Consider the following 26,020-nt stretch of genomic DNA (forward strand, 5'->3'; position numbering starts at 1 on the left):
AGCATCCGGCGCAGCACCTCGGTCACGCCGGCGCCGGTGACGCCGGACAGGGGCAGGACGGGGGTCGCGCCGGCCGCCGCCTGCAGGGCGGCGCGGCGGGCCTCGACCTCGTCCGCGGTCAGGGCGTCGGTCTTGTTCAGGCCGATCACCTCGGGCTTCTCCGCCACGCCATGGCCATAGGCTTCCAGCTCGCGGCGGATCAGGCGCCAGTTCGCCACCGGGTCCTCCGCCGTGGCGTCGACCAGGTGCAGCACCGTGGCGCAGCGCTCGACATGGCCCAGGAAGCGGTCGCCCAGGCCGGTGCCCTCATGCGCGCCCTCGATCAGGCCGGGCAGGTCGGCCAGCACGAATTCCCGGTTGTCGACGCCGACGACGCCGAGCTGCGGGTGCAGGGTGGTGAAGGGATAGTCGGCGATCTTCGGCTTTGCCCGGCTGACCGCCGCCAGGAAGGTCGACTTGCCGGCATTGGGCAGGCCCACGAGGCCGGCATCGGCGATCAGCTTCAGGTGCAGCCAGAGCCACATCTCCTGCCCCGGCCAGCCGGGTTCGGCCCGGCGCGGCGCCTGGTTGGTGGAGCTCTTGAACTGCGCATTGCCGCGGCCGCCATCGCCGCCGCGCGCCAGCAGCACCTTCTGCCCGACCTGGGTCAGGTCGGCGATCACCGTCTCCTTGTCCTCGGCCAGGATCTGGGTGCCGGCGGGGACCCGCATGACGATGTCGTCGGCGGCGGGGCCGGTGCGGTTCGCGCCCATGCCGTGATGGCCGCGGCGCGCCTTGAAATGCTGCTGGTAGCGATAGTCGATCAGGGTGTTCAGGCCGTCGACGGCCTCCGCCCAGACATGGCCGCCGCGGCCGCCATCGCCGCCGTCGGGGCCGCCGAACTCGACATACTTCTCCCGCCGGAAGGAGACGCAGCCCGCGCCGCCATCGCCGGATTTGACGAAGACTTTCGCCTGGTCGAGGAATTTCATGGCCTGCCACTCCCGCTCCGGCCGGGTCTCGCAGTGCCGGCCGGATGCGTCATGGCGCGGCCGTTCACTCTGCCGGGGCCGGCTCCGGGCTCGGACCTTCGGCGCCAGCGGCCGGCAGGACGGAGACGAACATGCGGTTCAGGCGGCCGGTGTGGAACTTCACGGCGCCGTCCTGGGTGGCAAAGATCGTGTGGTCCTTGCCCAGGCCGACATTCTGGCCGGGATAGTACTTGGTGCCGCGCTGCCGGACGATGATGTTGCCGGCCTTCACGACCTCGCCGCCATACTTCTTGACGCCGAGGCGGCGTCCTGCGGAATCGCGCCCGTTGCGGGAGCTGCCGCCGGCTTTCTTATGTGCCATATCGCTGGCTCCTTGCTCGATCTGGTCCGCAGCGCCTCAGGCGCCGGCGGAGATGCCCGTGATCCGGACCTTGGTCAGGTCCTGGCGGTGGCCGTTCTTGCGGCGGCTGTTCTGCCGGCGCCGCTTCTTGAAGACGATCAGCTTCGGGCCGCGGGTCTGGTCGACCAGTTCCGCGCGGACGGAGGCGCCGTCGACCAGCGGCTTGCCCAGGGTCAGGCTGCCCTCGTCGCTGCCCACGGCCAGCACGTCGGTGAAGGTGATCTCGTTGCCGGACTCGCCCGCCAGCCGCTCCACCTCGATCACGTCGTCGGGGGCGACCCGGTACTGCTTTCCGCCGGTCTTGATGACAGCGAACATCGTTCCAATCCGTCCATAATCCATCTGGTGCGCCGCACCTGCCGGCCGGCCCGGGGCCGGTGCGGCATGCGGGGGCAGACCCGTCCGATGCCGGGCGACAGGGCCTTGGGCAGGGACAGTCCGGGCGCACACGCAAAAAAGGCGCTGCCTCCGGGCAAGTCCCGGCCGCAGGCGCTGTCTCTTCGGGCGGCGGAGTATAGCGGCGGGACCCGGCAGGTCAAATGCTTTGTACCGCCGCCCCATAACAGCGCGCTTGCACGCGCCCGCGCCTTTATGTACCTATCGCGCTCTTCCGACGCCCCAAGGTCGGACGCCCGCATGCCGGGCCGCGCGGAGAGGTGCCAGAGTGGTCGATTGGGGCGGTCTCGAAAACCGTTGTTCCTTCGCGGGAACCGTGGGTTCGAATCCCACCCTCTCCGCCATTTCTCCATTTCTGGGCCGAGAAGCGCCTCAACATATCGATAATTAAGGATATTATCGGGGTTTGAAACCTGCTTTTGTGACAACCGACAGGGTGCGCGCTGGGCGCCTTCCGCAGGGCGGTAAGCTGCCACTGCTGCGGTCTGGTTTTATAACAAAATCAATAGTTTAATGTTCTGCGCGGATTGAGTTCGAACTTTGCCCTGAAGGGCCTGCTCGACGGAAATTTCCTAAACCCACGGCAGCCTAAGTCATGTTCGGCGATTTGCGTCGATGGCGTGCTCCGTCGAAGCACCAGCACCGTCACACGGCTACGCAGAATGTGCTACGCGCAAGATGTGCGGGGTAAGCCTCCGGTGAATGCCGCCTTCCGCTGAGACCGCCTTTAGGGTCAGCCTTTTCGGCATGATCGAGCATGATGCACAGGTGTCCACTTCGAGTGAGGTGGACACCATGGAAGCGGGAGCGGCGCCTGTGCGGCGGCGCTGGCCGGAGGATGTGAAGCGCCGCATCGTCGAGGAGACGCTGCTGCCTGGGGCTTCAGTGTCGATCGTCGCCCGGCGGCATGACGTGAACGCCAACCAGCTGTTCAAGTGGCGCCGGCACTATGGCGTGTCCGGAAGTGTCGGGGCCCGCCGTGCCGATCTTCTCCCGGTCCAGGTGACCGGATCCCCACGGCCGGAGCCGTCGGCAGGTATGATCGAGGTCGAGCTGGCGAACGGCCACCGCCTGCGGCTGTGCGGGCAGGTGGATGCGGCGGTGCTGCGCCAGGTCCTGGATGCGCTGGCGGTTCGATGATCGGGTTTCCCACCGGGGTGCGGGTCTGGCTGGCGACCGGCGCGACGGACATGCGGCGCGGCATGTTCGGCCTGTCGCTGCAGGTGCAGGAATCCCTGGGCCGGAACCCGCATTGCGGCGACATCTTCGTGTTCCGCGGCCGGCGCGGCGATCTGGTGAAGATCCTCTGGCATGACGGCATCGGCCTGTCGCTCTATGCCAAGCGGCTGGAGAAGGGCCGCTTCATCTGGCCCTCGCCCGCGGACGGGGTCGTGCCGATCTCTGCGGCTCAGCTGGGCTACATGCTGGAAGGCATCGACTGGCGCCACCCGTTGCGGACCTGGCGCCCGGAACTGGCCGGCTGACCGGCGCCGCGGGCTCTGCGGCAGGATGACTCAGCTGCGATAAAGCGCTCGGCGTGCGGCGGCAGCCATGCTCTGCTGTCGGGGATGAGCGCTGCATCGCCGGATATCGAGGCCCTCCAGGCGGCCCTGGCCGCCTCGGAGCGGTGCGCGGCGGCGGCGGAACAGCGGGCCGACGCCGCCGAGGCTGCGGCGGCACAGGTGACGGCCGAAGCCTCCGCCGCGCAGGCCCTGATCGCGCATCTCAAGCTGCAGATCGAGAAGCTGAAGCGCGCGCTCTACGGACAAAAGAGCGAGAGCAAGGCCCGCCTCCTGGACCAGCTGGAACTGCAGCTGGAAGAGCTGGAGGCCGGCGCCAGCGAGGACGATCTCGCCGCCGAGCGGCTGGCCGCACGCAGCGGGCAGGCCCGTCCGTCGGGCCGCCGGAAGCCGGCGCGCAAGCCGTTCCCGGCGGAGCTGCCGCGCGAGCGGGTGGTGATCCCGGCGCCGGAGGCCTGCCCGTGCTGCGGTTCCGACAGGCTGTCGAAGCTGGGCGAGGACGTCACCGAGACGCTGGAGGTTGTGCCGCGGCAGTGGAAGGTGGTGCAGACGGTGCGGGAGAAGTTCTCCTGCCGGGCCTGCGAGGCGATCGCGCAGCCGCCGGCGCCGTTCCACACCACGCCTCGCGGCTGGGCCGGGCCGAACCTGCTGGCGATGATCCTGTTCGAGAGCGAGCCAGGTCCGCCACCGGTTCGAGGACCGTAGGCGAGCGGGCAGCACCAGCCGCTGAACCGGCAGAGCGAGCGCTATGCCCGGGAGGGCGTCGACCTCAGCCTGTCGACCCTGGCGGACCAGGTGGGCACCTGCACCGCGGTCCTGCGACCGCTGTACGAGCTGACCGCGGCGCATGCGATGGCGGCCGCGCGACTGCACGGCGACGACACGCCAGTGCCGGTGCTGGCCAAGGGCCGTACCGCCACCGCGCGGGCCTGGGTCTATGTGCGCGACGATGCACCGTTCGGCGGGACCGACTCGCCGGCGGCGCTGTTCCGCTACTCCCGCGACCGCAAGGGCCTGCATCCGCAGGCGCATCTGGCGGGCTATGCCGGGATCCTGCAGGCCGATGCCTATGCCGGATTCAACGAGCTGTACCGGCCGGAGCGGGAACCGGGACCGATCCTGGAGGCGGCCTGCTGGGCGCATGCACGGCGGAAGTTCTTCGAGCTGGCCGATCTCGGCCGCAAGGCGAAGGGCGGCAAACCGGTCTCGCCGCTGGCGCTGGAGGCGGTGCAGCGCATCGACGCCCTGTTCGACATCGAGCGCGGCATCAACGGGCGGCCCGCCGAGGAACGGCGCAAACGGCGCCAGGAGCAGGCGGCCCCTCTGGTCGCCGGGCTACATGCCTGGCTGCTTGAGCATCGCGCCCGGATGTCCCGCCACAGCGACACCGCCAGGGCGATGGACTACATGCTGACCCGCTGGGAGGTCTTCACCCGCTTCCTCGATGACGGCCGGATCTGCCTGACCAACAACGCCGCCGAGCGGGCGCTGCGCGGCATCGCGCTGGGGCGGAAGGCCTGGCTCTTCGCGGGCTCCGATCGCGGCGGCGAGCGCGATGCCTTCATGTACACCCTGATCGGCACCGCAAAGATGAACGGCATCGACCCGCAGGCCTGGCTTGCCGACGTCCTGGCCCGTATCGCCGAGCACCCCGCTCAGCGCCTGCACGAGCTGCTGCCCTGGAACTGGAAGGGCCAGGCCGCCCACGCAGTCGCCGCCTGGCCTTCTACAGAGCTGCGGTCCTCACCGGAGGGTTACTGTGCGGGGTAATACCCGCCATCTTCTCGGGCCGCTGACGCGTCCCTCGGCAAAGGGGCGTGCCGCCGCTTGTGCAATCCCCTGCCGGTGGCCTCTGACGGGCCCATCGAAACGTGCCCGGCGTTTCATCCCGGCAAACGGTCCGCGCCGTTTGATCGCGCTTGCCAGAAGGAGGGCTGTGGAAGAATCTCTTTATAGCGTTTGGCGCACTGTGTATCCAACGGCTACGCTGGTTTGATGAAAGATTCGGGACTGCGTATCAGGGTCGAGCGCCGAACCGCCAACGCCAAAATCGACGCTACCTTATCTCTTGGCTGATGTAGAGATCGTTGCAGCGTACGAGCTTTACAACATCAATCGGACGACGCTCGAAAACCTGATCCATAGCATCTTTGACTCGGTAGGGCTCGGCATTGAGATCAAGGCCGGGAGCATAAAGGGCTATGTCAATGACCCGAAGCAAGCAAACCTTGTGGAGAAGAAGACAGAATTTGGTTGAATTAGATGCTTTGATAACATCGCCAACCATAATGAACGAGAACAATAATGATTGATGTTAACCAAGATCATTTCCGAAGAGCCGCATTGGAAATTGGAAAAAGCGGAGAAAACGATACGCTACCCTATGATATAGATGCGGGTTTTATTCGCGATAAAGCTGAAAACTTATCTGAAATCTGCTTCCAACTATTTCAAGACATCGATTCCAGAACACCTGAGAATGCCGCGCGTTTTGTCAACGGTCTCACTATCGGCTCGGAAAGGCTTTTGGTTCCCGCCGGTTCACACGGGTTTCGTATCACTACAAAGATAAACCCTTTCTGGAATTTGTATCTAAATGGCCTTGGTTTTGCTATCGCAGAAGCAAACGAAGGTAATCGTAGCGACCGCGTGCACTCCTACCGCTTGAGCGCCAATGGTGACGATCTATTCGACAGAACTAGGTCTTGGAGGACCTACAAGGAAGCAACACTGGAAGAGCCTGTCCTGAATAACGAGAACTCTGTCGTCGTCCAGACAGATATCTCAAGTTTCTATGAACACGTCTATCATCACAGACTGGAAAATGTCGTTAACGACCTCGCTCCCGCTAATTCTACCATTGCGACCCAAATCGACCGAATACTGAGCAAGCTGTCTTCGGGAAGGTCTTTCGGGTTGCCAGTTGGTGGTCAATGCGCGCGCGTGCTCGCGGAAGTTCTGATGACGCCAATTGACGCATCACTCTCTGATGCAGGTATCGTTTGGCATCGTTTTGTCGATGACTTCACCCTTGTCTGCAATTCCCAGCAAGACGCCTATGCCGCCCTGTCGATACTCTCCAATACCTTGGCAGACTATGGATTGTCTCTTAACCGGACCAAGACAACCACATTAAGCGCCAAGCACTATAGGGAGTACATTGCGGTACAGCTTGGGCAGGGCGATGAAACAACCGTTGCACTGCGTGAACTTGATCTACACTTTGATCCATATTCCGATGCTGCTCAAGCTCAGTATGAGAAGCTTAAAGAGTCATTCGATGCTATCGATATTCAGTTTCTCCTGGACCTAGAGAAGGAGAAATCTCAGCCTGATGCATTTGTAATGGCTCAGATTGGCCGAGCACTGAAATTCCAAGAACCCCAGATAGCAGCCCAACTATGTGCGACCTTGCTAGACCCGAGCAACTTGGATTCCTTCCGCGCATCTTGGTCCAAAATTCTCCGGGGCGTCTATGCAGTTCGTGCCAACGAGGATTTTGAAGCTGTCTTTGACCAAATTGATGATTTGCTGGACCGAATTCCGGCCACTGCCCCTCATCTTCTCATGCCCGAGGCGAACACGTTACATTTCCTTCGAGCCATACGCTTTAGAAGAACTGAAGCAAGGGGTAGATTTGTAAGACAGACATACGATCAGAGCTCTTCAAGCTGCGTAAAACGGGCCTGTGTCGACTGTTGGAGGCGCTGGCGAGATCGTGCGAGCTTCATGCGGCTCCGAAACCAATGGCAGAACTTGAGCTCCGATGAGCAGAGAATGTTCTGGTTGGCGGCTGGAGAATTTGGTGATGATGGAGCCCATGCCAGGAACCAACTTAGGGCAACATTGGCAGGGTCTTGGCGGCTCGGCTTTGAGGCAAACGACGCTCCCCATTTTGCAAGAGCTTATCAAGATTGGGTCCAAGAAAATGGCTAAGAGATTGCCGTTTCGCGACCCGAGAACTGTTGCGCGAGATATTCCGGGCGTTCTCGATATCCTCTTCCCGAGGCTTACTGGCGGTCTTGTTGCCGCGCTCAATCGAACAATGTTCACGTTTGATGGCATACAACCACTTTCGGAAGAAGATGTTGCTGAGTGTAGCCTTCACAAAGCGATGCTGTTCGAGCTTTCAATGGCGCGGGCAGAGCGAACCTTGCAAGGCGAGGATCAACCTAGTTGGGACGAGGTTCTTGCTATCGCTGTGGATAGACAACGAAAGCATTTCGATTCCAAGGTTCCGGATCGGCTTGAGCAGATAGATATCAAATTGTCAGAACACGCGGCAAACAACTTGAACGAAATGCTTTGCCGTGTTCGGGACCAGCATGAGGGTTCTGAATTATTGATTGCTCCGACCATTCCAGGGTTGGGCTGGATATCCTCCGGTCACGGCGATTTCTCATTAGGACGAATTCTGATCGAAGTAAAACATACAGATAGAAATTTTATGTCTAGAGATTTTCGGCAGGTATTAATGTACTGGCTTTTGAAATATTCTTCATCAATAGAGGGCGGTGAAGACGTTTGGACTGAGTGTCTGATGCTCAATCCAAGGAGAAACGCCGGATTGCTCTTCAATTTTGACGAAATTTTGCACTCCGCATCTGCGAGTTCAAACCGCGTTGAACTTCTTGAACTACTGCGGTCTGTTGTCGGAGATCACTCGGCGCGTCGTTAGCGCGCCCTTGCGGGCCGGGCTCTACTCGCGCAGCTATCCGGCGCTCACCAAGCTGCTCTATAGGTGTCTTGGCCCTTCGGGTAACGATCCCTCGCGCATTGGCTAAGGGGCTTCGCCCCTCGCGCGGGTAAGGCATCCAAACGTCTCCACCCCCTGCGGGGGCGGACCCTCGTTCGGAGCCTCCTTGCCCTTGCTACCCCCACTCTTCGCCAGAGCGGCAGGGTTGCAGGACTGCAACTCTTTCCCACTAGGAATGGGGTTCGAACTCCGCCCCACTCTCTCTGCCATCCGCCTTCGCTCCGCCATGGCGCGATTGGTATGCCCATGGCGGCGGAGTGTTAGCGACGCGGATACAGTGCCGTAGCCCGGCAGGGCGAAGGCGAGCCAGTATGCACTCTATCCCTCTATACTCTCCCTACGTTTCCGCCATTTCCGTGCTTTCGAAACAGCGCTCCAGCATCGATGGCACCTTCGCGAGAGCCGCATCACATGTGGCTGCGTGTGCAATATTGATTATATTGAATACGGTGACGTTCACGGAGGAGAGCGATGGCCCGCACCACGACGCTGACGGTCCGGCTGAGCGGCGCATTGAGTGACTTTGTCGCTGCCAATGTCAGCGAGACAGGGGCCTATGAGAATGTCAGCGAATATGTCCGCGACCTGATCCGTCGTGACAAGGAGCGGGTGGGGCAGGAGGCCTTCGGCCGCTTGAAGGCGGAACTGACCCATGCTTTCGCCGCGCCCGAGTCCAGCTACCATCCGCTCACCGCGGCCGAGGTCATCGCGCGCAACAAGGCCTGACCTGGGATGGCAGCGGTACGCATCTAGGGGGCTGCGTCCCACCGCTTGGACGAGATCTACCGATACACCGGCGACCGGTGAGGAACCGAGCAGGCGGATCGTTACGTCACCGGCCTGTTCGCAACCTTCGCCCGGATCGAGACCCATGAGGTGGTGTCGCGGCCGGTGCCGGCGGCGTTCGGGGTCGATGGCTATGTCTGCCGCTACGAGAGCCACTTCATCCATTGGCGGCGGCCCGGCAATGGCGATATCGGCATCGTGACGATCCTGCATGAGCGGATGCATCAGACGGACCGCTTCCGGGACGATTTCGGCCAGTAAGGGCCGGTCCTGCTGCCGAATGTGCAGCCGTCAGCCGAGACCGCGCGGGGGCGCGACCATCCGCACCCCCGCTCCGGCCCTCGGATGTCAGCCTTCCCGATACAGCCCGCAGAGCTTGTTGCCGTCGGGGTCGCGCACGTAGGAGAGGTGCATGGTGCCCATCGCACCTTTGCGCGGGCCGGGCGGGTCCTCGATCGTGGTGCCGCCATTGGCCACCGCGACGTCGTGGAATTGCTTCACCTGCTCCGGCGAATTGCACTTGAAGCCGATGGTGCCACCATTGGCGAAGGTCGCGGCCTTGCCGTCGATCGGTTCGCTGATGCAGAAGGTGCTGCCGTCGTGGCGGTAGAACAGCCGGGTCTGGCCGGTGGCGTTCTCGTTGCGCATCGGCTCGCCGGCGCCGAACACGCCGAGCACGGCGTCGTAGAAGCGCTTCGAGCGCTCGATGTCGTTCGATCCGATCATGATGTGACTGAACACGTCTCTCTCCCTCCTTGTGCTGCCGGCGGCGCCGGCGGGTGATGTGCCGGGCGCAGCCGCCGCCATCTTCTACCGCATTTTCGGCCGCCGCTACGATCGCCTGTCGGGCCTGTCGGGCCTGTCGGGCGGCGGCGGGTGCAGGCATTGCCCCGGAAATGCCCCGGCCGCACCGCAATCGGGCCCAGCTTGCCGTGCAGGTCTGCTGGCGGGCGGGGCCGGCGCCGATGCGGGTCCCGATGCGAACCAAGATCTCATGTCCGGGAGGAACGACGATGACCGGAGCGAAGAGGGGATTGGCCACGGCTGCCGCGGCCGGACTTGCCGCCCTGCTGTTGTCCGGGCCAGTGGCGGCAGACAGCGGCAGCCGCAGCCTGACCTGCGCCGGCGACGGGCTGGAGCAGTTCGTCGCCAATACCCCGATGCAGCTGCACCCCACCGGGGCACCGCGCAGCTGGCGCGGGCAGGTGATGCTGCGGCGGATGACCGGCGGCACGGTGGAGGCGGAGATGGCCTGCCGTGCCGGCGCGAGCGGCGAATGCAGCCTGGAGGTGCCGGGCGGTACGGCACTGCCGATCCGGCAGCGGGTCGGGCCGTTGGAGGAGGCGAATGTCTGCGCCCTGGCGACCGCGGTGGCGGGCATGGGCTATCTGCGGCTGCGGTAGGGCGGCGCGCGGTCAGGTGCCCCCGGTGCGCCCGCTTCGGGGCGAGGCGGCCAGGCCGAGAAAGACGAGCATCGCCCGGTTGAGCCGGACCAGGTCGGCCGGATCGAGCTGCCCGATGCGGGCGCCAAGCTTCGCCTTCGGAATGGTTGTGACCTTGTCCACCATCAGCCGGCACGGCGCGCGCAGGCCGTTGCGCTCGCCGGGGTCCACCGGCAGCCGGAACAGCGGCGCGTCGGTCGGGTCGGTGGTGAAGGCGCAGACGGTCACCGAGGCAGTCGCATCGAAACTGTCGTCCTGCACGATCACGACCGGGCGCGGCTTGCCCGCATAGCCGGCGCCACCCGATACGGTCCAGATCTCGCCGCGTCTCATCCCTTGTCCCGGTCGGGGCTGTCTTCCGGGTCGGCGAGGGTATCCGGGTCGGACACCGCGTCGATGAACGCCTGGTCGTCCTGCGCCTGGCTGCTGGCCGCGACGGCGGCGGCCTGGCGATGCGCCTCCGTCCGGAACGACGGGGCGCGCACGTCCGGCACCCAGATCTGGATCGGCCGCAGCCCCTGCGCGCGCAGCCGGGCGCGATGGGCGCCGACCTTGGTGCGCGACGGGCGGGAGGCGGATGCGCCTGCCATGACGGGGCTTCCTTGCGATGGTTACATGTAACCATGCCATATGGCCCTTGCCTTGGGCCAGCGCAACCGCGCGGGCGGCGGGGCGATCAACCGCCGAACGCCAGGCCCGGCCGCATCGCCGGCGCCTCCCGCACCGCGAGGTGGGTGGCGGCCGACGCGATGCCGAGCGCGATGGCGAGGTACCAGACCAGGGCGTAGCTGGCGGTGCGGTCGAAGATCCAGCCGCCCAGCCAGACCCCGGCGAAGCCGCCGAGCTGGTGGGAGAGGAAGACGAAGCCGAACAGGGTGCCCATCGCCCGCGGGCCGAACATCACCAGCACCAGGGCGCTGGTCAGTGGCACGGTGGAGAGCCAGAGCAAACCCATCGCCAGGGCGAACAGCATCACCGACAGCGGGGTCAGCGGCAGCGAGATGAACAGCAGGATCACCACCGCGCGCAGGGCGTAGATCGCGGCCAGGACATGCGGCTTGGCGAAGCGGCTGCCCAGCCGCGCCGCCAGCAGGGTGCCGGCGATGTTGGCCAGGCCCGCCAGCGCCAGGGCCTGCAGCCCCAGCGTGCGCAGGTCGGCGGCGGAGCCGGTGGAGAGGCAGAAATTCTGCACATAGGTCGGCAGATGCGCGGTGATGAAGGCGAGGTGGAAGCCGCAGACGAAGAAGCCGGCGGCCAGCATCAGGTAGCTGCCATGGCCGAAGGCAGCGGCGATAGTCCGGCCCAGAGGATCGATCGCTGGGGGGTCAATCGTGGGGGGATCGGCGGAGGGGGAGCTGAGTGGTGTCGCGCCGCCTGCCGGCTCGGCCGGCGCCTTCGCCTTCAGCAGCGGGATGCACAGCGCCATCGGCGCCAGCGCGGCGGCGATCACCAGCAGGGTCAGCCGCCAGTCCAGCCATTCGATCAGCCAGGCGGTGAGCAGCGGCAGCACCACCTGGCCGGCGGAACCCATGGCGGAGGCGATGCCCAGATACTGCGCCCGCTTCGCCTCCGGCGCCGCGCGGCCGACCACCGCCAGCACGGTGCCGAAGGCGGTGCCGGAAATCCCCATGCCGACCAGCACGCCGGCGCCCAGATGCTGGGCCCACGCCGTCGTGCCCAGGATCGTCACCGCCATGCCGGCGACATAGAAGGCGAAGCCCAGCCAGATCGCGCGGCGGTCGCCATAGCGGTCGGCGAGCAGGCCGAAGGCCGGCTGCGCCAGGCCCCAGACCAGGTTCTGCAGCGCGATCGACAGCGAAAAGACCTCGATCCGGCCGCCGAACAGCTCCGCCGACAAAGGCTCCACCACCCCGCCGAAGACCGAGCGCACGCCGAAGGACAAAGCCAGGACGATGCCGCCGGCGACGACGATCGCCAGGCCGTCGCGACCGGCGGTGCCGCTGTCCCGTCCCTGAACCCTTACCGCCTGCGCCATGTCCCGCCGCCCTTTCAGCCGGCCCGCCAGCCGGGCCGATTGACCGCGACGCTAGCAGCCCGATAGGCTTTCGAATAACGAATTGATCGCAATCGTCGATGCAGGAAAACTGAAGTGACGCCGACCTTCGACATCGATGCCCTGCGCGCCGTGGTCGCCGGCCTCGACCAGGGCAGCTTCGCCCGCGCGGCGGCACAGCTGGGCCGGTCGCAATCGGCGATCAGCATGCAGCTGAAGAAGCTGGAGCAGCAGGCCGGCACGACCCTGTTCGTCCGTCGCGGCCGCGGCCTGGTGCCGACCGAGGCGGGGGAGGCGCTGGCCGCCTATGCCCGCCGCATCGTCGCGCTGAACGACGAGGCGGCGCTGGCGCTGGGTGCCGCGACGACCGCAGCGGTGGTGCGGCTGGGCCTGCCGCAGGACTTCTTCGACAGCATCATGCCGGCGGTCCTGTCCGGCTTCGCCGCCGCGCATCCCCGGGTGCATGTCGAGGTCCGCGCCGGCCCGAACCACATCCTGGCGGAGGAGGTGCGGGCCGGCCGCCTGGACGGCGCGGTGGTGCTGGTGCCGGACGGCGCAGGTGGGGCGGAGGAGCCGCTCTGCCGGCTGCCGATGCGCTGGCTGGCCCATGAGGCGCTGGCCAGGCCGCGGGGCGACGGGCCGCTGCCGCTGGTGCTGTTCGACCATCCCTGCCTGTTCCGGCAGGCCGCGCTGGCCGCGCTGGAGGGTGCCGGGCGGCACTGGCATCCGGCGGTGACGACCCCCAGCCTGCCGGGCATCTGGGCGGCCCTGCGCGCCGGCCTCGGGGTGGCGGTGCGCACCGGCCACGGCCTGCCCGACGGGATCGCCTGTGCCGGCGACCGGCTCGGCCTGCCCGCCCTGCCGGCGATCGACCTGCGGCTGTTGCGCGGCGACAACCCTTCCGCCGCGGCGGCGGACCTGTGCGACGCCCTGCGGCGGGAAACCCTCGACCGGGTGACGGACCGTTAGAGGACGCCACCTGCGACCGCCGGGCGCTGGCACTTCCCCGCTGGCACTTCCCCGCTGGCACTTGTGCGGCGGACATGCTTCCTTCTCCGGCATGAGCGAACCCTCGACAGATCAGGTCGCGCAGCTGACCCGCGCCTTCGAACGCTTCACCCGCCGCTTCAAGGTGGCGGAGGCGGCGGCGGCGGCGGAGAACGCGCTGAACGCGCTCGACGCGCAGAGCCTGGTCTGCGTGGCCGAGGCGCCCGGCTGCGGGGTCGGCGATGTCGCCCGCCGGCTGGGGGTGGCGACGACCACCATGTCGTCGGCCATCGACCGGCTGGTGCGCCGCGGCCTGGTGGAGCGCCGCCGGCCGGAGAGCAACCGCCGCGCCGTCGCCCTGACCGCGACCGCGAAGGGGCAGCAGGTCGTCGACGAGCAGCGCGAGGCCTATCGCGCGGCCTGCCGCATGATGCTGGCGGCGCTGCAGGGGCAGGAGCGGGTGGAGCTGATCCGCCTGACGGAAAAGATCGCCGATGCGGGAGATGCCGGCCAGGTCTGACATCCGGCAGCCTCCGAATACGGCGAAACTTGAATAGTACGAAATTCGTACTATCTTGTGGGGCGCGACCGACCTGTCGTTCCGTCCCCCGCCAGCCGAACGGAGGCGCCCATGGCGATCACAGTCAACGGAACCGGCCACCCGCCCCCCGACGATCCCCGCGTCTCCCTGCTCGACTTCCTGCGCGAACGGCTGGCCCTGACCGGCACCAAGCGCGGCTGCGACCAGGGCGCCTGCGGCGCCTGCACCGTGCTGCTGGACGGCGAGCGGGTGCTGTCCTGCCTGACCCTGGCGGTGCAGGCCGACGGCGCCGCGGTGCAGACGGTGGAAGGCCTGGCGGCCGGCGATGGCGCCCTGCACCCGCTGCAGGCGGCCTTCGTCGCGCATGACGGCTTCCAGTGCGGCTATTGCACGCCGGGGCAGCTCTGCTCCGCGCTCGCCATGCTGCAGGAGGCCGGGCGCGGCGACCCCAGCCATGTCACCGGCGACCTGGCGGCCGGGCCGGCCGGCCTGAGCCGGGAGGAGATCCGCGAGCGGATGAGCGGCAATCTCTGCCGCTGCGGCGCCCATAACGGCATCCTCGAGGCGATCGAGGCCTATGCGGCGGGAGGGGCGCGATGACCCCCTTCGCCTATAGCCGCGCGACCGGTGTGGACGATGCCCTGGCGAAGTCGGCAGGCGGCGGCGCCCGCTTCCTCGGCGGCGGCACCAACCTGGTCGACCTGCTGCGGCAGAATATCGAGGCCTGCGATGCGCTGGTCGACGTCTCCCGCCTGCCGGCGGCGATCGAGGCGCGTGCCGATGGCGGCCTGCTGATCGGCGGTGCGGCGCGCAACAGCGCGGTGGCCGCCCATCCGGCGGTGCGGACGCATTATCCGATGCTGTCGCGGGCGCTGCTCTCCGGCGCCTCGGCGCAGATCCGCAACATGGCGACGGTGGCGGGGAACATCCTGCAGCGGCCGCGCTGCGTCTATTTCTATGACCCGGAAGGATCGCGCTGCAACCGGCGGGCGCCCGGCAGTGGCTGCGACGCGATCGGCGGGCTGGACCGCCACCACGCGATCCTCGGCGCCTCGCCGCATTGCGTGGCGGTGCATCCGTCCGACATGTGCGTCGCACTGGCCGCGCTGGACGCGGTCGTGCATCTGGCCGGCGCAGGCGGTGCGCGGCAGATGCCGCTGACCGACTTCCTGCGCCTGCCCGGCGACCGGCCGGAGCAGGAGAGCGAGCTGCAGCCGGGCGAGCTGATCACCGCGGTGGAGATCCCGGCAAGTGCGGCGGCGGCGCAGTCCGTCTATCGCAAGGTGCGGGACCGGTCGAGCTACGCCTTCGCCCTGGTCTCCGTCGCCGCCGGGCTGCACCTGGCCGACGGCCGCATCGCGGAGGTCCGCATCGCGCTCGGCGGGGTGGCGCCGGTGCCCTGGCGGGCGCGACGGGCGGAGGCGGTCCTGCAGGGACAGGCACCGTCGCGGGAGGCGTTCGCCGCCGCGGCGGAAGCGGAACTGGCGGCGGCGCAGCCGCTGGCGGGCAACGGGTACAAGACCGGCCTGGCGCAGCGGGTCATGGCGGCGGTGCTGGGCCGGCTGGCCGGGCTGCCGGAACCGGCGGGAGATGCGGCATGAGCAAGCTACAGAATGCCCTGGTGGGCGGCGCCCGCGCGGTGATCGGGCAGATGCCGTCGGGCTGGCTGCCGGGCGGCACGCCGGACCCGCTGATCGAGAAGCGGGTCGCGCTGGGCACCCAGCAGCCCCGCATCGACGGCCCCGACAAGGTGCGCGGCGCGGCGCGCTTCGCGGCCGAGGTGCCGATGGCGGGGCTGCTCTATGCCGCTTTCGTCCATTCCACCATCGCCCGCGGCGGCATCGCCGACCTCGACACCGCGGCGGCCGAGGCGGCGCCCGGGGTCGCGCTGGTGATGACCCACCGCAACGCGCCGAAGCTGGCGGTGCCGCCGGGGCTGGGCATCACCAACATGAAGGCCGCCGGCAACAACCTGCTGCCGGTGATGCAGGATGCGCAGGTGCGCTGGAACGGCCAGGTCCTCGCCGTCGTGCTGGCGGAGACGCAGGAGCAGGCCGACCATGCCGCAACCCTGGTCGGGGTCCGGTACAGCCCGGCAAAGGCGCGCACCCGCTTCGCCGAGGGGAAGGCGGATGCCCGGACGCCGGACTCGATCCTGATCGAGCGCAACCACCTGGTGATCGGCCGGCCGCAGGCGGCGCTGGACGCGGCGGCGGCGAAGGTCGATGCCGTCTACACCACCCCCTGGCACAGCCATGCCCCGATCGAACCGCATGCCGCGACGATCCTGTGGGAAGGGGACCGGCTGACCGTCCACGACGCCACCCAGATGCTGAACGCGACCGCCGCTTCGCTGGCGAAGGTGTTCGGGCTGAAGGAGGGGCAGGTGCGGGTGATCTCGCCCTTCGTCGGCGGCGGCTTCGGCGGCAAGGGGCTGTGGGACCACCAGATCCTGGGTGCCGCGGCGGCCAGGCTGGCCGGCCGGCCGGTGCGGCTGGCCCTGACCCGCAAGGCGATGGCCCGCTTGGTCGGCGGCCGCACCCAGACCGAGCAGCGGGTGGCGCTGGGCGCGGACGGGCAGGGCCGGCTGAAGGCGCTGATCCATACCGGCCATTCGGTGAAGCCGGGGCACAGCGCCTGCGACGAGCAGTACAGCCTGACGGCGCGCGGGCTCTATGCCGCGGAGAGCATGGAGACCGTGCAGCACCATGTCGACCTGGACTGCCTGGCCAACACCTTCATGCGCGCACCGGGCGAATCCATCGGCACCTTCGCGATCGAGAGCGCGATGGACGAGCTGGCGCACGACCTGGGCATCGACCCGGTGGAGCTGCGCCTGCGCAACATGCCGGAGCGCGATCCCGTGACCGGCGCGGCGCATTCGCAATCCGCGACCGCGCTGGCCTACCGGATGGGCGCGGAGCGGTTCGGCTGGGACCGCCGCAGCGCGGTGCCCGGGTCGATGCGCGACGGAGAATGGCAGATCGGCATGGGCTGCGCGACCGGCACCTTCCCCTATGTGCGGATGCCGGGCATGTCGGCGCGCATCGCGATCGACGCCGGCGGCCGGGCCACGATCTCCAGCGCCGCGCAGGAGATGGGCATGGGCACCGCCACGGTGCAGCGCCAGCATGCCGCCGACCGGCTGGGCCTGCCGGTCGAGATGGTGGATGTGCAGATCGGCGATTCCAGCCTGCCCTTCGGCAGTTTCGCCGGCGGGTCGTCGCAGACCGCTTCGCTGGGTGCGGCGATCAATGCGGCGGCGGGGAAGCTGCGGGCCGAGATGCTGCGGCTGGCCGGCAACGACACGCCGCTGGCGGGCCTGCGGGCGCGCGAGGTGGAGTTCGCCGATGGCGGCCTGCGCTGCATCGCCGAGCCCGGACGGGGCGAGAGCTTCGCCTCCATCCTGCAGCGGGCCGGGCGCGACAGCCTGGCGGCGGTGGGGGAGAGCGGGCCGCCGCTGGAGATGCTGAAATTCTCCATGCACAGCACCTCCGCCAATTTCTGCGAAGTGCGGGTCAGCGCGGTGACCGGCGAGATCCGGGTCGCCCGCCTGCTGGGCGCCTTCGACTGCGGCCGGATCCTGAACCCGCAGACCGCGACCAGCCAGTTCAAGGGCGGCATGATCATGGGCCTGGGCATGGCGCTGGGGGAGGAGGCGCTGGTCGACGAACGCTCCGGCCGGCTGATGACCACCTCGCTGGCCGATTATCACGTGCCGGTCCACCTGGACGTGCCGGCGATCGAGGTGCTGTGGACCGACATCCCCGACCCCCGCGCCCCGATGGGCGCGCGCGGCATCGGCGAGATCGGCATCACCGGGGTCGCCGCGGCGGTGGCGAACGCGGTCTTTAGCGCCACCGGCCGGCGCATCCGCGACCTGCCGCTGACCCCGGACAAGCTGTTCCGGTAGCGCTTTGCCGGTGCGCGGTCATTCCATGGCTTGACCATGGAATCCATTCCGCAGGCCGCGCAGTGCCGCACCGCTTGCGGAATGGATCCCGGATCAAGTCCGGGATGACGGTCTTGTGGCGCGGAGCCGTTTCCACTCCTTGCGGGGGCACCCCTGCCGCACGGCCGATCCCGGCCGCCACGCTTCCCCGACGGCACCGGGTGGATATCCGGCCGCTGCCTCACCACCTCCCTGTCGGAGCCGTGCAGGGCACGGCTGCGGACCCACATGGGTCGTCCAGACAGGAGGGAGAGCGAGATGAGCCTGAGGATCAACGCGACCGCACCGGATTTCGAGGCGGAGACCACGCAGGGGAAGATCAAGTTCCACGACTGGATCGGCGACGGCTGGGCGATCCTGTTCTCCCACCCGAAGGACTTCACCCCGGTCTGCACCACCGAGCTGGGCTATATGGCCGGGCTGAAGCCGGAATTCGACAGGCGCAACACCAAGATCATCGGCCTCAGCGTCGACCCGGTGGACAACCACGCCAAATGGGCGAAGGACATCGAGGAGACGCAGGGCCATGCCGTCACCTATCCGATGATCGGCGATCCGGAGCTGAAGGTGGCGAAGGCCTACGACATGCTGCCGGAGACGGAGGGCGACAGTTCGGAGGGCCGCACGGCCGCCGACAATGCCACCGTGCGCTCGGTCTTCGTGATCGGCCCGGACAAGAAGATCAAGGCGATGCTCACCTACCCGATGAGCACCGGCCGCAACTTCGACGAGGTGCTGCGCCTGCTGGAATCCTGCCAGCTGACCGCGAAGCACCAGGTCGCCACGCCGGTGAACTGGAAGCAGGGCGAGGACGTGATCATCGTTCCCGCGGTCAGCGACGAGGTCGCGAAGGAGCGCTTCCCCGGCGGCTGGAAGGCGCCGAAGCCCTACCTGCGGATCGTGCCGCAGCCGAAGTGACGGTTCCGAAGCGATACCGGTGAGGTGACGGGGGCGCCGGCCGGCCAGCGCGGTCGGCCGGCGCCTATGCCGGGCCTGCGAGTTCGATCCGTGCGTGATTCCCCGCAGCTGCGCCGATGCGGCGGTCGCTTGTCAGGAGCGGCGCATCGAGCGTCTCCGCAAGGGCAACATAAACCGCATCGTAGGCAGAGAGATTGTGCCGCAGTTCCCAGACACGCGGCAGCAGGACGTCGTGCGGATAGCGATGCACGGGGAGTGCCAGAAAATCCGCCAACGCCTCGTCAGCCCGATCAGGGCGGAGGTCGCGGCGGACGGCCTATCGTCGCAGCACCTGAGCGACTTCCAGGTCCAGCAGATGCGGCGCGTGGAGTGACTGGCACGGCTCAGCGAGCTTCCGGCCCACGGCCTCTCCGGCGCTTGTTCCGAGAAGCGCCTCGAGGATCGCGGAGGCGTCGATGACGATCACCGGCTGTCGCGTTCGGCCCGGAGCGCGTCGATCGGCGATTCGGAGAGCTGCGGAGGCGTCCGGCTCTGCAGTCGCTGTCGCAGCTCTTCCAGGGTCGGCCGTTCCGCCACCTGCCGGATCTCGCGCAACAGGTAGTCCGACAGCGACATGCCGGCCAGGGCCGCCCGCGCCTTCAGCTGGCGGTGCAGGTCGTCGGGCACGTTCCTGATCTGTATCATGGACATGTTGCGAACATGCTTGCATGTCCAACGCAGGTCAATCGGCGGCTGGATCTCGCCCAGTCAGGTCAGCGCTCCGCCCCTAATCGCTGCGTCTGGCCCGCCGCAGGCGCTCGATGGCGACGGCGACCAGGATGAAGGTGCCGACGAAGCTGCCCTGCCAGAAGGTGCTGATGCCCAGCAGGATCAGGCTGTTGCGGATCACCTCGATCAGCGCCGCGCCGATCACGGCGCCGAAGGCGGTGCCGCTGCCGCCGGCCAGGTTGGCGCCGCCGATCACCGCGGCGGCGATCACCGTCAGCTCCATGCCCTGGCCCAGGTTCGTGGTGACCCCGCCCAGCCAGCCGACCTCCAGCACGCCGGTCAGCCCGGCCGCGAAGGCGGAGACCAGGTAGACGCTGACCTTCACCCGGCGCACCGGCACGCCGGTCATGCGGGCGGCATCCTCGTTGCCGCCGACGGCGAAGACATGCCGCCCCCAGCGGGTCCAGCGGAACAGGAAGCCGGCGACCAGCGCCAGCACCGCCAGGATCACCACCGGGTTCGCCACCCCCAGCAGGGCGCCGCCGCCCAGCGCCAGCAGCAGGTCCTGGTCGGGGCCGAACTGGTAGATCATCTTGTTGTTGGACAGCACCATCGCCAGGCTGCGGCCGATCGCCAGGGTGCCCAGGGTGACGACGAAGGGCGGCATGCCGACGATGGCGATCAGGACGCCGTTCACCAGCCCGATGCAGAGCGCGGCGCCGATCGCCACCGGCGCGGCGACGATCAGCGGCTGCCCCGCCTCCATCAGGCCGCCGACCACGATGCCCGCCAGCACCAGGGAGGAACCGACCGAGAGGTCGATGCCGCCGGAGGCGATCACCGCGGTCATGCCCAGCGCGACGATGCCGACGAAGGCGAAGTTGCGGGTGACGTTGAACAGGTTCTGCTCGGTGGCGAAGGTGTCGGTGCTGAGGCTCAGCACGGCGCAGCCGAGGATCGCGGCGAGGAAGATCCAGAAGGTCTGCCGGCTGGCCAGCCAGGCGCCCCAGCTGCCGTGCTGGCGCTGGCCGATCGCCTGATGCAGTCCGGTGGCATCCTGTGGTTGCCGGTCGTTCATGGGGATGGCTCCGGCGGGTGCGCCGTGGGTGCGGTCGGTCATCTCAGGCCGCCTGTTCGATGGCGCCGGTGATCAGGCCCGTCACCTCCTCCGGCGAGGAGGCGGCGGCCGGCTTGTCGGCCACCAGGCAGCCGCGGCGCAGCACCGCGATGCGGTCGCAGACGGCGAAGACGTCGGGCATCCGGTGGCTGATCAGCACGACGGCGATGCCGCGGTCGCGCAGGCGGCGGATCAGGTCCAGCACCTCAGCCACCTGGCGGACGCTGATCGCCGCCGTCGGCTCGTCCATCAGCACGATCTTCGGGTCCGACAGGCGGGTGCGTGCGATCGCCACCGCCTGGCGCTGGCCGCCCGACATGCGGCGCACCAGATCGTGGGGCCGGGTCTCCGACTTCAGCTCGGCGAACAGCTCGGCGGCGCGGGCATACATGGCGCCATAGTCCAGCACCCGCAGCGGCCCCAGCCGGCGCATCAGCTCCCGCCCCAGGAAGACATTGGCGGCGGCGCTCAGATTGTCGCAGAGCGCCAGGTCCTGGTAGACGACCTCCACCCCCTGCTCGCGCGCCTGGCGGGGATTGTCGAATTCCACCGGCCGGCCATCGATCAGCAGGTCCCCGGCGCTGGGGCGGAAATTGCCGGAGATGATCTTCACCAGGGTCGACTTGCCGGCGCCGTTGTCGCCCATCAGGCCCAGGATCTCGCCGGGCGCCAGGTGCAGCGAGATTCCCGACAGGGCCTGGATCGCGCCGAACCGTTTGGTGACGGCGCGCAGTTCGAGGACTGCCATCCCGGTTTCCCTCCCTCCCGGTCTCATTTGCGAGTCCGGCGAAAACTTATTTTCTTCAAAATAACAATTTATTAGCCGCGAGACAACGTCATTTGCCCGCACGGGTCGCATGAAGGGTGCTTGACAGCACGCATGAGTCAAAAAATAATTCGTTTCGTGAATTAAATAGCGTGCCGGGCAAGGCACCGACCATGCGCCGGACCGCCGAGCGAAATGGGGAGGAAACAGGAATGGCATTCAACTGGCCGCGCGGCGTGCTTGCGCTCGCGCTTGCCATGGCGGCGGGAACCGCCATGGCCGACGACAAGAAGACCCTGGCCATCGTCGTGAAGGGCCTGGACAACCCGTTCTTCGAACAGATCAACCTGGGCTGCCAGAAATGGCAGAAGGAGAATCCGGATTCCGGCTATACCTGCCTCTATACCGGCCCGGCCTCCAGCGCCGACGAGGCCGGCCAGGTGCAGGTCGTCGACGACCTGCTGACCCGCGGCGTGGGCGCGATCGCGATCTCGCCGTCGAACGCGCCGGCGATGGGCAACCTGATCAAGCGACGCAACCCCGACATCCCGGTGATGACCATCGACGCCGATTTCGTCGAGGCCGATCGCGGCATGCGCACCACCTATCTGGGCACAGACAACTACCTGATGGGCGTGAAGATGGCGGAACATGCCGCCCGGCTGAAGCCCGAGGGCGGCACCGTCTGCCTGCAGCTGGGCAATGTCGCCGCCGACAATATCAACGCCCGCGCCGCCGGCTTCCGCGACACGATCGCGGGCGCCAAGGGCACCGACCGGCTGACCGGCCAGGGCGGCTGGACCGAGATCGACGGCTGCCCGGTCTTCACCAACGACCAGGTCGACCTGGCCAACCAGCAGATGGCCGATACCTTCACCGCCAATCCCGACCTGGACGCCTTCATCCTGATCGGCGGCTGGGCGCAGTTCGCGCCGCAGGCCTATGCCCAGGTCACCGACCAGGTGATGGACAAGCTGAAGAGCGGCGAACTGCTGATCATCGCCGGCGACACCCTGCCGCCGCAGCTCGAAGCGCTGAAGGCCGGACGCAGCCATGTCCAGGTCGGCCAGCGGCCGTTCGAGATGGGCTATCGCGCGCCCACGGTCATGATCCAGCTGATCGAGGGCAAGGCGGTCGACGACCCCCTGTTCACCGGGCTCGACGAATGCACCCAGCAGAACGCCGACAGCTGCCTGGCGCAATAACGGGAGCTGCGCCGGACCGGGCCGGCCGGGCAGCGCCGCAAGGCGTTGCTGCCCGGCCGGAACCGCCGGCCCGCCGGACGGACCGCACACATCATGCACGCCGCCACGCCATATGCCCGCCGCCGTTCGGGGGCGCTTGTCTCGAAGCGCGCAGAGGTCGGTATTCTCGGGGTCGGTATGCTCGCGGCCGGGCCGGCGCAGGCTGCCGGCAGGCGTGAACAGGCGGGAAGCGGGACCTTGAAGAGAGACACCAATCGGGCGCGGATCCTGCGCCTGCTGCGCCGGCACGGCGCGATGGCACGGGTGGAGCTGGGGCGGCGGACGGAGCTGAGTGCGGCCGCGATCTCCACCATCACCTCCGACCTGATCGCCGGCGGCGTGCTGGGCGAGTCGACGGGGGAGGCGCCGCCGGGCAATGTCCGCGGCCGGCCGCCGGTGAACCTGGAATTCAATCCCGGCCATGCCCGGGTGGCCGCGGCGTCGATGCGGATGGACGTGATCGACGCGGTCATCGCCGACTTCCAGGGCAATATCCTGGTCCGCGAGCTGATCCCCTGCACCACCCGCGACCTGTCGGGGGCGGAGATCTGCGAGGCCTTTGCCGGCGCGATCGCAACGGTCGCGGCGAAGCAGCCGGGCCCGCCGCCCAGTGCGCTGGGCCTGGCGGTGCAGGGCATCGTCGATCCCGGCCGCGGGGAACAGGTGTGGAGCCCGATCCTGGGGGTCCGCAACACCGACATCGTCACCCCGCTGCAACAGGAACTGGGCATTCCGGTGGTGATGGAGAACGACGCCGCCGCCACCGCGCTGGCCGTCGCCGCCGGCGACGAGCGCCTGCAGCAGGGCCTGGCGGCGGTGCTGATGATCGGCCATGGCGTCGGCATGGGCTTGTTGAGCAATGGCGGGCCGTTTCCAGGCACCCAGGGCTTCTCCTCCGAGGTCGGCCATGTGCGCCGCCAGCCGGCCGGCGCGCAATGCCGCTGCGGCCAGCGCGGCTGCATCGAGGCCTATCTGGCCGACTATGCCCTGTACCGCGACGCGCGCTCGGTCGCGAACCTGCCGATCACCAGCCACCAGCAGCCCAGCGAAGAGCAGATGGCCGGCCTTGTCGCCCGCGCCGAGGCCGGCGAGGCGGGCCTGCAGCGGCTGTTCGACGAGGCCGGCGCCAGCCTGGCCGATGCCGTGCGGGTCACCGCCTCGATCCTGGCGCCGCACCGGATCGCCATCGCCGGATCGGGCATGCGCGGCTTTCACCTGATGCAGCCGCGCTTCGAGGCGGAGCTGCGCGAGGCGCTGAACCCGTCCTACGACCCGCTGTCGCGCATCGTCATCCACCACGGCGGCACCGAACTGATCGTCGCCGGCATGGTGCAGCTGGCACTGAAACGCCTGGACGCGGAGATCCTGGCCGCCCTGTCGGCCCAGAGCAATGCATAGAAGGGCCGGTGCGCAGCCACAGGCAACGCAAAGGGGAATATCCAGATGTACGAGGATGTCGCGACCTATCCCAGCCTCGCTGCACGCAGCGTCCTGGTCACCGGCGGGGGGTCCGGCATCGGCGCAGAGATCGTCCGCAATTTCGCCCACCAGAAGGCGCGGGTCGCCTTCATCGACATCGACGAAGGTGCCTCCGTCGCCCTGGCGGACGAGGTGGCCGGCCGCGGCGGAACCGCCCGCTTCTACAATTGCGACCTGACCGACATCGCCGCCCTGCGCGCCACCATCGACCGGGTCGCCGCGGACCAGGGCCCGGTCACCGTGCTGATCAACAACGCCGCCAACGACCAGCGCCATCCGATGGACGAGGTCACGCCTGAATACTGGGACGAACGCTTTGCGGTGAACCTGAAGCACCAGTTCTTCGCCGCCCAGGCGGTGGCGCCGGGGATGAAAGCCGCCGGCGGCGGCGCCATCGTCAACATGGGCTCCACCTCGTGGATGGTCGGGCAGGGCGGCATGCCCTGCTACACCAGCTCCAAATCGGCGGTGCTGGGGCTGACCCGTGCGCTGGCGCGCGACCTGGGGCCGGACGATATCCGCGTCGTCTCCGTCGTTCCCGGCTGGACGATGACGCAGCGGCAGATCGACAACTGGCTGACGCCGGAGGCGGAGGCCGACCTGATGAAGGCGCAATGCCTGAAGCGGAAGCTCTATCCCCAGGACATTGCGCGGGTGGTGACCTTCTTTGCCTCCGAGGAAGCCCGCGGCTGCACCTCGCAGGCCTATGTCGTGGACGCCGGCTGGCTGTAGCCGGCCGGCCGCGACCGACCAAGCCGCACAAGAACGGCCCGGCGGCCAACGCCCGGGCAAAAGGGAGAAACGACCATGTCAGCGTATCGCAGCCTGTTCCGGGCCACGCTTCTCAGTCTGGTCCCCACCGTTCTCGCATCCGGCCTTGCCCTCGCTCCCGGTCTCGCCCGGGCCCAGTCCGGCGGCATCGACAAGGCGGTCGGCGGCTACAGCTTCCAGGAGGCGGCCAAGGAGGCACCGGGCACGAAGGACTTCCATTCGCCCGACGGCCAGCTGACCTTCGCCATCGTCACCCATACCGCCGGCAACGGCTTCTTCGACCCGGTTTATGTCGGCGCGCTCGCCGCCGGCAACATGATCGGCGCGAAGATCCTGCTGCTGGGCTCGGAATCGCCGACCGACGATCCGGCGCGCGAGATCGAGATCCTGAACCAGATCATCCAGGACCCGACCCTTGACGGCCTGATCATGACCACGCCGCAGGTCGGCGCCTATGACGACATCGTCCGCATGGCGCAGGGCAAGGGCATCCCGGTGGCCACCACCAATTCCTATGACGGCAGCATCGTGAACCGGAACGGCATCAGCCATACCGGACAGGACGCCTCCGCGGCCGCGATCGCCGGCGAGGCGCTGGTGGCCTGCCTGAAGGAACGCGGCGTCAGCTCGGGCACGATCCTGCTGCCCAACGACACCGCGATGGGCAATATCGAGGTGAACAACCGGGTCACCGCCGCCTACGAGGCAATCGTCACCGCCCTGAACCGCGACGGCATGCTCGACAGGTTCAAGGTCGATGCCGGGCCGGAGAGCGTCGGCATCTCCGCCGACATGAACGATCCGGTGAACAGCATCATCTCGCTGATCGAATCCCGCGGCGACGTGGTCGGCGCCTTCGCCGGCAACAATGTCTTCACCCCGGCATTGGCGAAGGCGGTGGCGCAGACCGGCAATACCGGCAAGATGTGCGCCTACGGTTTCGACCTGGGGCCGGCGCAGCAGGAGGCGCTGCGGGCGGGCGACCTGACCGGCGCGCTGGGGCAGCAGCCCTTCCTGCAGGGCTTCTGGCCGGTGATGCAGCTCTACCTGCAGATCGACCGCGGCATTGCCGCCGCCAACCTGGATACCCGCGCGCAGCTGGTGACGAAGGACAGCGTGGGCAACGTCGGCAAGCGCTTCGAGAACTGAGGACGCGCCGCACAAGACGGACCGCCGCGACGGTGGCGCAAACCGATGATTCGTGACGGTGCCGCGGAAGGACGCCTCCCTTCCGCGGCTGCCGCCCCGACCG

At 67.7% G+C, this 26,020-nt stretch carries 27 protein-coding genes, 1 tRNA gene and 2 pseudogenes; 19 read left to right on the forward strand and 11 right to left on the reverse strand.

Annotated elements, in window-relative coordinates; all coding sequences use genetic code 11:
* The 3 genes from obgE to rplU all read right to left on the reverse strand — a co-directional run.
* Positions 1–971, reverse strand: a 971-nt coding sequence (gene obgE, locus ACFOGJ_RS13790; RefSeq protein WP_379901310.1) for a GTPase ObgE, incomplete at its 3' end; no start/stop codon positions are given.
* Positions 972–1,035: 64 nt separating this feature from the next.
* Complete coding sequence (rpmA, locus tag ACFOGJ_RS13795) at positions 1,036–1,332, reverse strand: 50S ribosomal protein L27 (RefSeq protein WP_379901312.1); 297 nt, start codon at positions 1,330–1,332, stop codon at positions 1,036–1,038.
* 36 nt (positions 1,333–1,368) lie between these two features.
* Positions 1,369–1,689 (reverse strand): 50S ribosomal protein L21, encoded by a 321-nt coding sequence (gene rplU, locus ACFOGJ_RS13800; protein ID WP_379901314.1) that lies wholly within the window; start codon positions 1,687–1,689, stop codon positions 1,369–1,371.
* A 332-nt stretch (positions 1,690–2,021) separates the two neighbouring features.
* Here rplU and ACFOGJ_RS13805 point away from each other — a divergent pair.
* The 8 genes and pseudogenes from ACFOGJ_RS13805 to ACFOGJ_RS13840 form a co-directional block, all read left to right on the forward strand.
* Positions 2,022–2,111: transfer RNA gene (locus tag ACFOGJ_RS13805), tRNA-Ser, on the forward strand.
* Between the two features lie 424 nt (positions 2,112–2,535).
* Complete coding sequence (gene tnpA / locus ACFOGJ_RS13810) at positions 2,536–2,907, forward strand: IS66-like element accessory protein TnpA (RefSeq protein WP_379901315.1); 372 nt, start codon at positions 2,536–2,538, stop codon at positions 2,905–2,907.
* A complete protein-coding gene (gene tnpB, locus ACFOGJ_RS13815) occupies positions 2,904–3,251 on the forward strand; it encodes an IS66 family insertion sequence element accessory protein TnpB (protein WP_379901317.1) in 348 nt (115 codons plus the stop codon). The genes tnpA and tnpB overlap by 4 nt, the downstream gene beginning before the upstream one ends.
* Before the next feature lie 84 nt (positions 3,252–3,335).
* Positions 3,336–5,057 (forward strand): annotated as a pseudogene (tnpC, locus tag ACFOGJ_RS13820) (IS66 family transposase).
* Between the two features lie 534 nt (positions 5,058–5,591).
* Positions 5,592–7,223 (forward strand): RNA-directed DNA polymerase, encoded by a 1,632-nt coding sequence (locus ACFOGJ_RS13825; RefSeq protein WP_379901319.1) that lies wholly within the window; start codon positions 5,592–5,594, stop codon positions 7,221–7,223.
* Positions 7,216–7,965: a hypothetical protein gene (locus ACFOGJ_RS13830; protein ID WP_379901321.1), complete on the forward strand. Its 750-nt coding sequence runs from the start codon at positions 7,216–7,218 to the stop codon at positions 7,963–7,965. The genes ACFOGJ_RS13825 and ACFOGJ_RS13830 overlap by 8 nt, the downstream gene beginning before the upstream one ends.
* Before the next feature lie 549 nt (positions 7,966–8,514).
* Positions 8,515–8,769 (forward strand): ribbon-helix-helix domain-containing protein, encoded by a 255-nt coding sequence (locus ACFOGJ_RS13835; RefSeq protein WP_379901323.1) that lies wholly within the window; start codon positions 8,515–8,517, stop codon positions 8,767–8,769.
* A 96-nt stretch (positions 8,770–8,865) separates the two neighbouring features.
* Positions 8,866–9,090, forward strand: a pseudogene (locus ACFOGJ_RS13840) (type II toxin-antitoxin system RelE/ParE family toxin); the annotation flags it as partial.
* Between the two features lie 87 nt (positions 9,091–9,177).
* Here ACFOGJ_RS13840 and ACFOGJ_RS13845 read toward each other — a convergent pair.
* On the reverse strand, positions 9,178–9,570 hold the full coding sequence (locus ACFOGJ_RS13845) for a VOC family protein (RefSeq protein ID WP_379901325.1): 393 nt from the start codon (positions 9,568–9,570) through the stop codon (positions 9,178–9,180).
* Between the two features lie 272 nt (positions 9,571–9,842).
* Here ACFOGJ_RS13845 and ACFOGJ_RS13850 point away from each other — a divergent pair, with 272 nt between their 5' ends.
* Positions 9,843–10,232 (forward strand): hypothetical protein, encoded by a 390-nt coding sequence (locus ACFOGJ_RS13850; RefSeq protein ID WP_379901326.1) that lies wholly within the window; start codon positions 9,843–9,845, stop codon positions 10,230–10,232.
* A 12-nt stretch (positions 10,233–10,244) separates the two neighbouring features.
* Here the strand turns inward: ACFOGJ_RS13850 and ACFOGJ_RS13855 are convergent, their stop codons facing one another.
* The 3 genes from ACFOGJ_RS13855 to ACFOGJ_RS13865 all read right to left on the reverse strand — a co-directional run bounded on the left by ACFOGJ_RS13855 (position 10,245) and on the right by ACFOGJ_RS13865 (position 12,267).
* Positions 10,245–10,604, reverse strand: a complete 360-nt coding sequence (locus ACFOGJ_RS13855; RefSeq protein ID WP_379901328.1) for a type II toxin-antitoxin system PemK/MazF family toxin — start codon at positions 10,602–10,604, stop codon at positions 10,245–10,247.
* On the reverse strand, positions 10,601–10,861 hold the full coding sequence (locus tag ACFOGJ_RS13860) for an antitoxin MazE family protein (RefSeq protein ID WP_379901332.1): 261 nt from the start codon (positions 10,859–10,861) through the stop codon (positions 10,601–10,603). The genes ACFOGJ_RS13855 and ACFOGJ_RS13860 overlap by 4 nt, the downstream gene beginning before the upstream one ends.
* Positions 10,862–10,947: 86 nt before the next feature.
* The gene (locus tag ACFOGJ_RS13865; RefSeq protein ID WP_379901334.1) at positions 10,948–12,267 is read right to left on the reverse strand and encodes an MFS transporter; all 1,320 of its coding nucleotides are present in this window, start codon (positions 12,265–12,267) and stop codon (positions 10,948–10,950) included.
* Positions 12,268–12,381: 114 nt separating this feature from the next.
* Here ACFOGJ_RS13865 and ACFOGJ_RS13870 point away from each other — a divergent pair, with 114 nt between their 5' ends.
* From ACFOGJ_RS13870 to ACFOGJ_RS13895, 6 genes are all read left to right on the forward strand, one after another.
* Positions 12,382–13,254, forward strand: coding sequence for a LysR substrate-binding domain-containing protein (locus ACFOGJ_RS13870; RefSeq protein ID WP_379901336.1), 873 nt, complete (start codon positions 12,382–12,384; stop codon positions 13,252–13,254).
* A gap of 91 nt (positions 13,255–13,345) precedes the next feature.
* Positions 13,346–13,792, forward strand: a complete 447-nt coding sequence (locus tag ACFOGJ_RS13875; RefSeq protein WP_379901338.1) for a MarR family winged helix-turn-helix transcriptional regulator — start codon at positions 13,346–13,348, stop codon at positions 13,790–13,792.
* Between the two features lie 111 nt (positions 13,793–13,903).
* Positions 13,904–14,413, forward strand: coding sequence for a (2Fe-2S)-binding protein (locus tag ACFOGJ_RS13880; RefSeq protein WP_379901340.1), 510 nt, complete (start codon positions 13,904–13,906; stop codon positions 14,411–14,413).
* Positions 14,410–15,414 (forward strand): FAD binding domain-containing protein, encoded by a 1,005-nt coding sequence (locus ACFOGJ_RS13885; protein ID WP_379901342.1) that lies wholly within the window; start codon positions 14,410–14,412, stop codon positions 15,412–15,414. Before ACFOGJ_RS13880 ends, ACFOGJ_RS13885 begins: the two co-directional genes overlap by 4 nt.
* A complete protein-coding gene (locus ACFOGJ_RS13890; RefSeq protein ID WP_379901344.1) occupies positions 15,411–17,726 on the forward strand; it encodes a xanthine dehydrogenase family protein molybdopterin-binding subunit in 2,316 nt (771 codons plus the stop codon). The genes ACFOGJ_RS13885 and ACFOGJ_RS13890 overlap by 4 nt, the downstream gene beginning before the upstream one ends.
* 297 nt (positions 17,727–18,023) lie before the next feature.
* Positions 18,024–18,683 carry a peroxiredoxin gene (locus tag ACFOGJ_RS13895; protein WP_379901345.1) on the forward strand — a complete coding sequence of 220 codons (660 nt, stop codon included), beginning with the start codon at positions 18,024–18,026 and terminating at the stop codon, positions 18,681–18,683.
* A 64-nt stretch (positions 18,684–18,747) separates the two neighbouring features.
* On the opposite strand, the gene ACFOGJ_RS13900 is transcribed toward ACFOGJ_RS13895, so the two are convergent.
* From ACFOGJ_RS13900 to ACFOGJ_RS13915, 4 genes are all read right to left on the reverse strand, one after another.
* Entirely contained in the window at positions 18,748–18,933 is a 186-nt protein-coding gene (locus ACFOGJ_RS13900; protein ID WP_379902539.1) for a type II toxin-antitoxin system VapC family toxin, read from the reverse strand.
* Between the two features lie 212 nt (positions 18,934–19,145).
* Positions 19,146–19,373, reverse strand: a complete 228-nt coding sequence (locus tag ACFOGJ_RS13905) for a FitA-like ribbon-helix-helix domain-containing protein (protein ID WP_379901347.1) — start codon at positions 19,371–19,373, stop codon at positions 19,146–19,148.
* A 76-nt stretch (positions 19,374–19,449) separates the two neighbouring features.
* Positions 19,450–20,469 (reverse strand): ABC transporter permease, encoded by a 1,020-nt coding sequence (locus ACFOGJ_RS13910; protein ID WP_379901349.1) that lies wholly within the window; start codon positions 20,467–20,469, stop codon positions 19,450–19,452.
* A 43-nt stretch (positions 20,470–20,512) separates the two neighbouring features.
* Positions 20,513–21,256, reverse strand: a complete 744-nt coding sequence (locus ACFOGJ_RS13915) for an ATP-binding cassette domain-containing protein (RefSeq protein WP_379901351.1) — start codon at positions 21,254–21,256, stop codon at positions 20,513–20,515.
* 230 nt (positions 21,257–21,486) lie between these two features.
* Here ACFOGJ_RS13915 and ACFOGJ_RS13920 point away from each other — a divergent pair, with 230 nt between their 5' ends.
* The 4 genes from ACFOGJ_RS13920 to ACFOGJ_RS13935 all read left to right on the forward strand — a co-directional run bounded on the left by ACFOGJ_RS13920 (position 21,487) and on the right by ACFOGJ_RS13935 (position 25,917).
* Positions 21,487–22,479, forward strand: coding sequence for a sugar-binding protein (locus ACFOGJ_RS13920; protein WP_379901352.1), 993 nt, complete (start codon positions 21,487–21,489; stop codon positions 22,477–22,479).
* Positions 22,480–22,716: 237 nt separating this feature from the next.
* The gene (locus ACFOGJ_RS13925) at positions 22,717–23,916 is read left to right on the forward strand and encodes an ROK family protein (RefSeq protein WP_379901353.1); all 1,200 of its coding nucleotides are present in this window, start codon (positions 22,717–22,719) and stop codon (positions 23,914–23,916) included.
* 45 nt (positions 23,917–23,961) lie between these two features.
* The gene (locus ACFOGJ_RS13930; RefSeq protein WP_379901355.1) at positions 23,962–24,729 is read left to right on the forward strand and encodes an SDR family NAD(P)-dependent oxidoreductase; all 768 of its coding nucleotides are present in this window, start codon (positions 23,962–23,964) and stop codon (positions 24,727–24,729) included.
* Positions 24,730–24,804: 75 nt separating this feature from the next.
* A complete protein-coding gene (locus ACFOGJ_RS13935) occupies positions 24,805–25,917 on the forward strand; it encodes a substrate-binding domain-containing protein (protein ID WP_379901357.1) in 1,113 nt (370 codons plus the stop codon).
* Positions 25,918–26,020 lie beyond the last annotated feature (103 nt).

The organism is Marinibaculum pumilum (assembly GCF_042646425.1).
Taxonomy (GTDB): domain Bacteria; phylum Pseudomonadota; class Alphaproteobacteria; order Ferrovibrionales; family Ferrovibrionaceae; genus Marinibaculum; species Marinibaculum pumilum.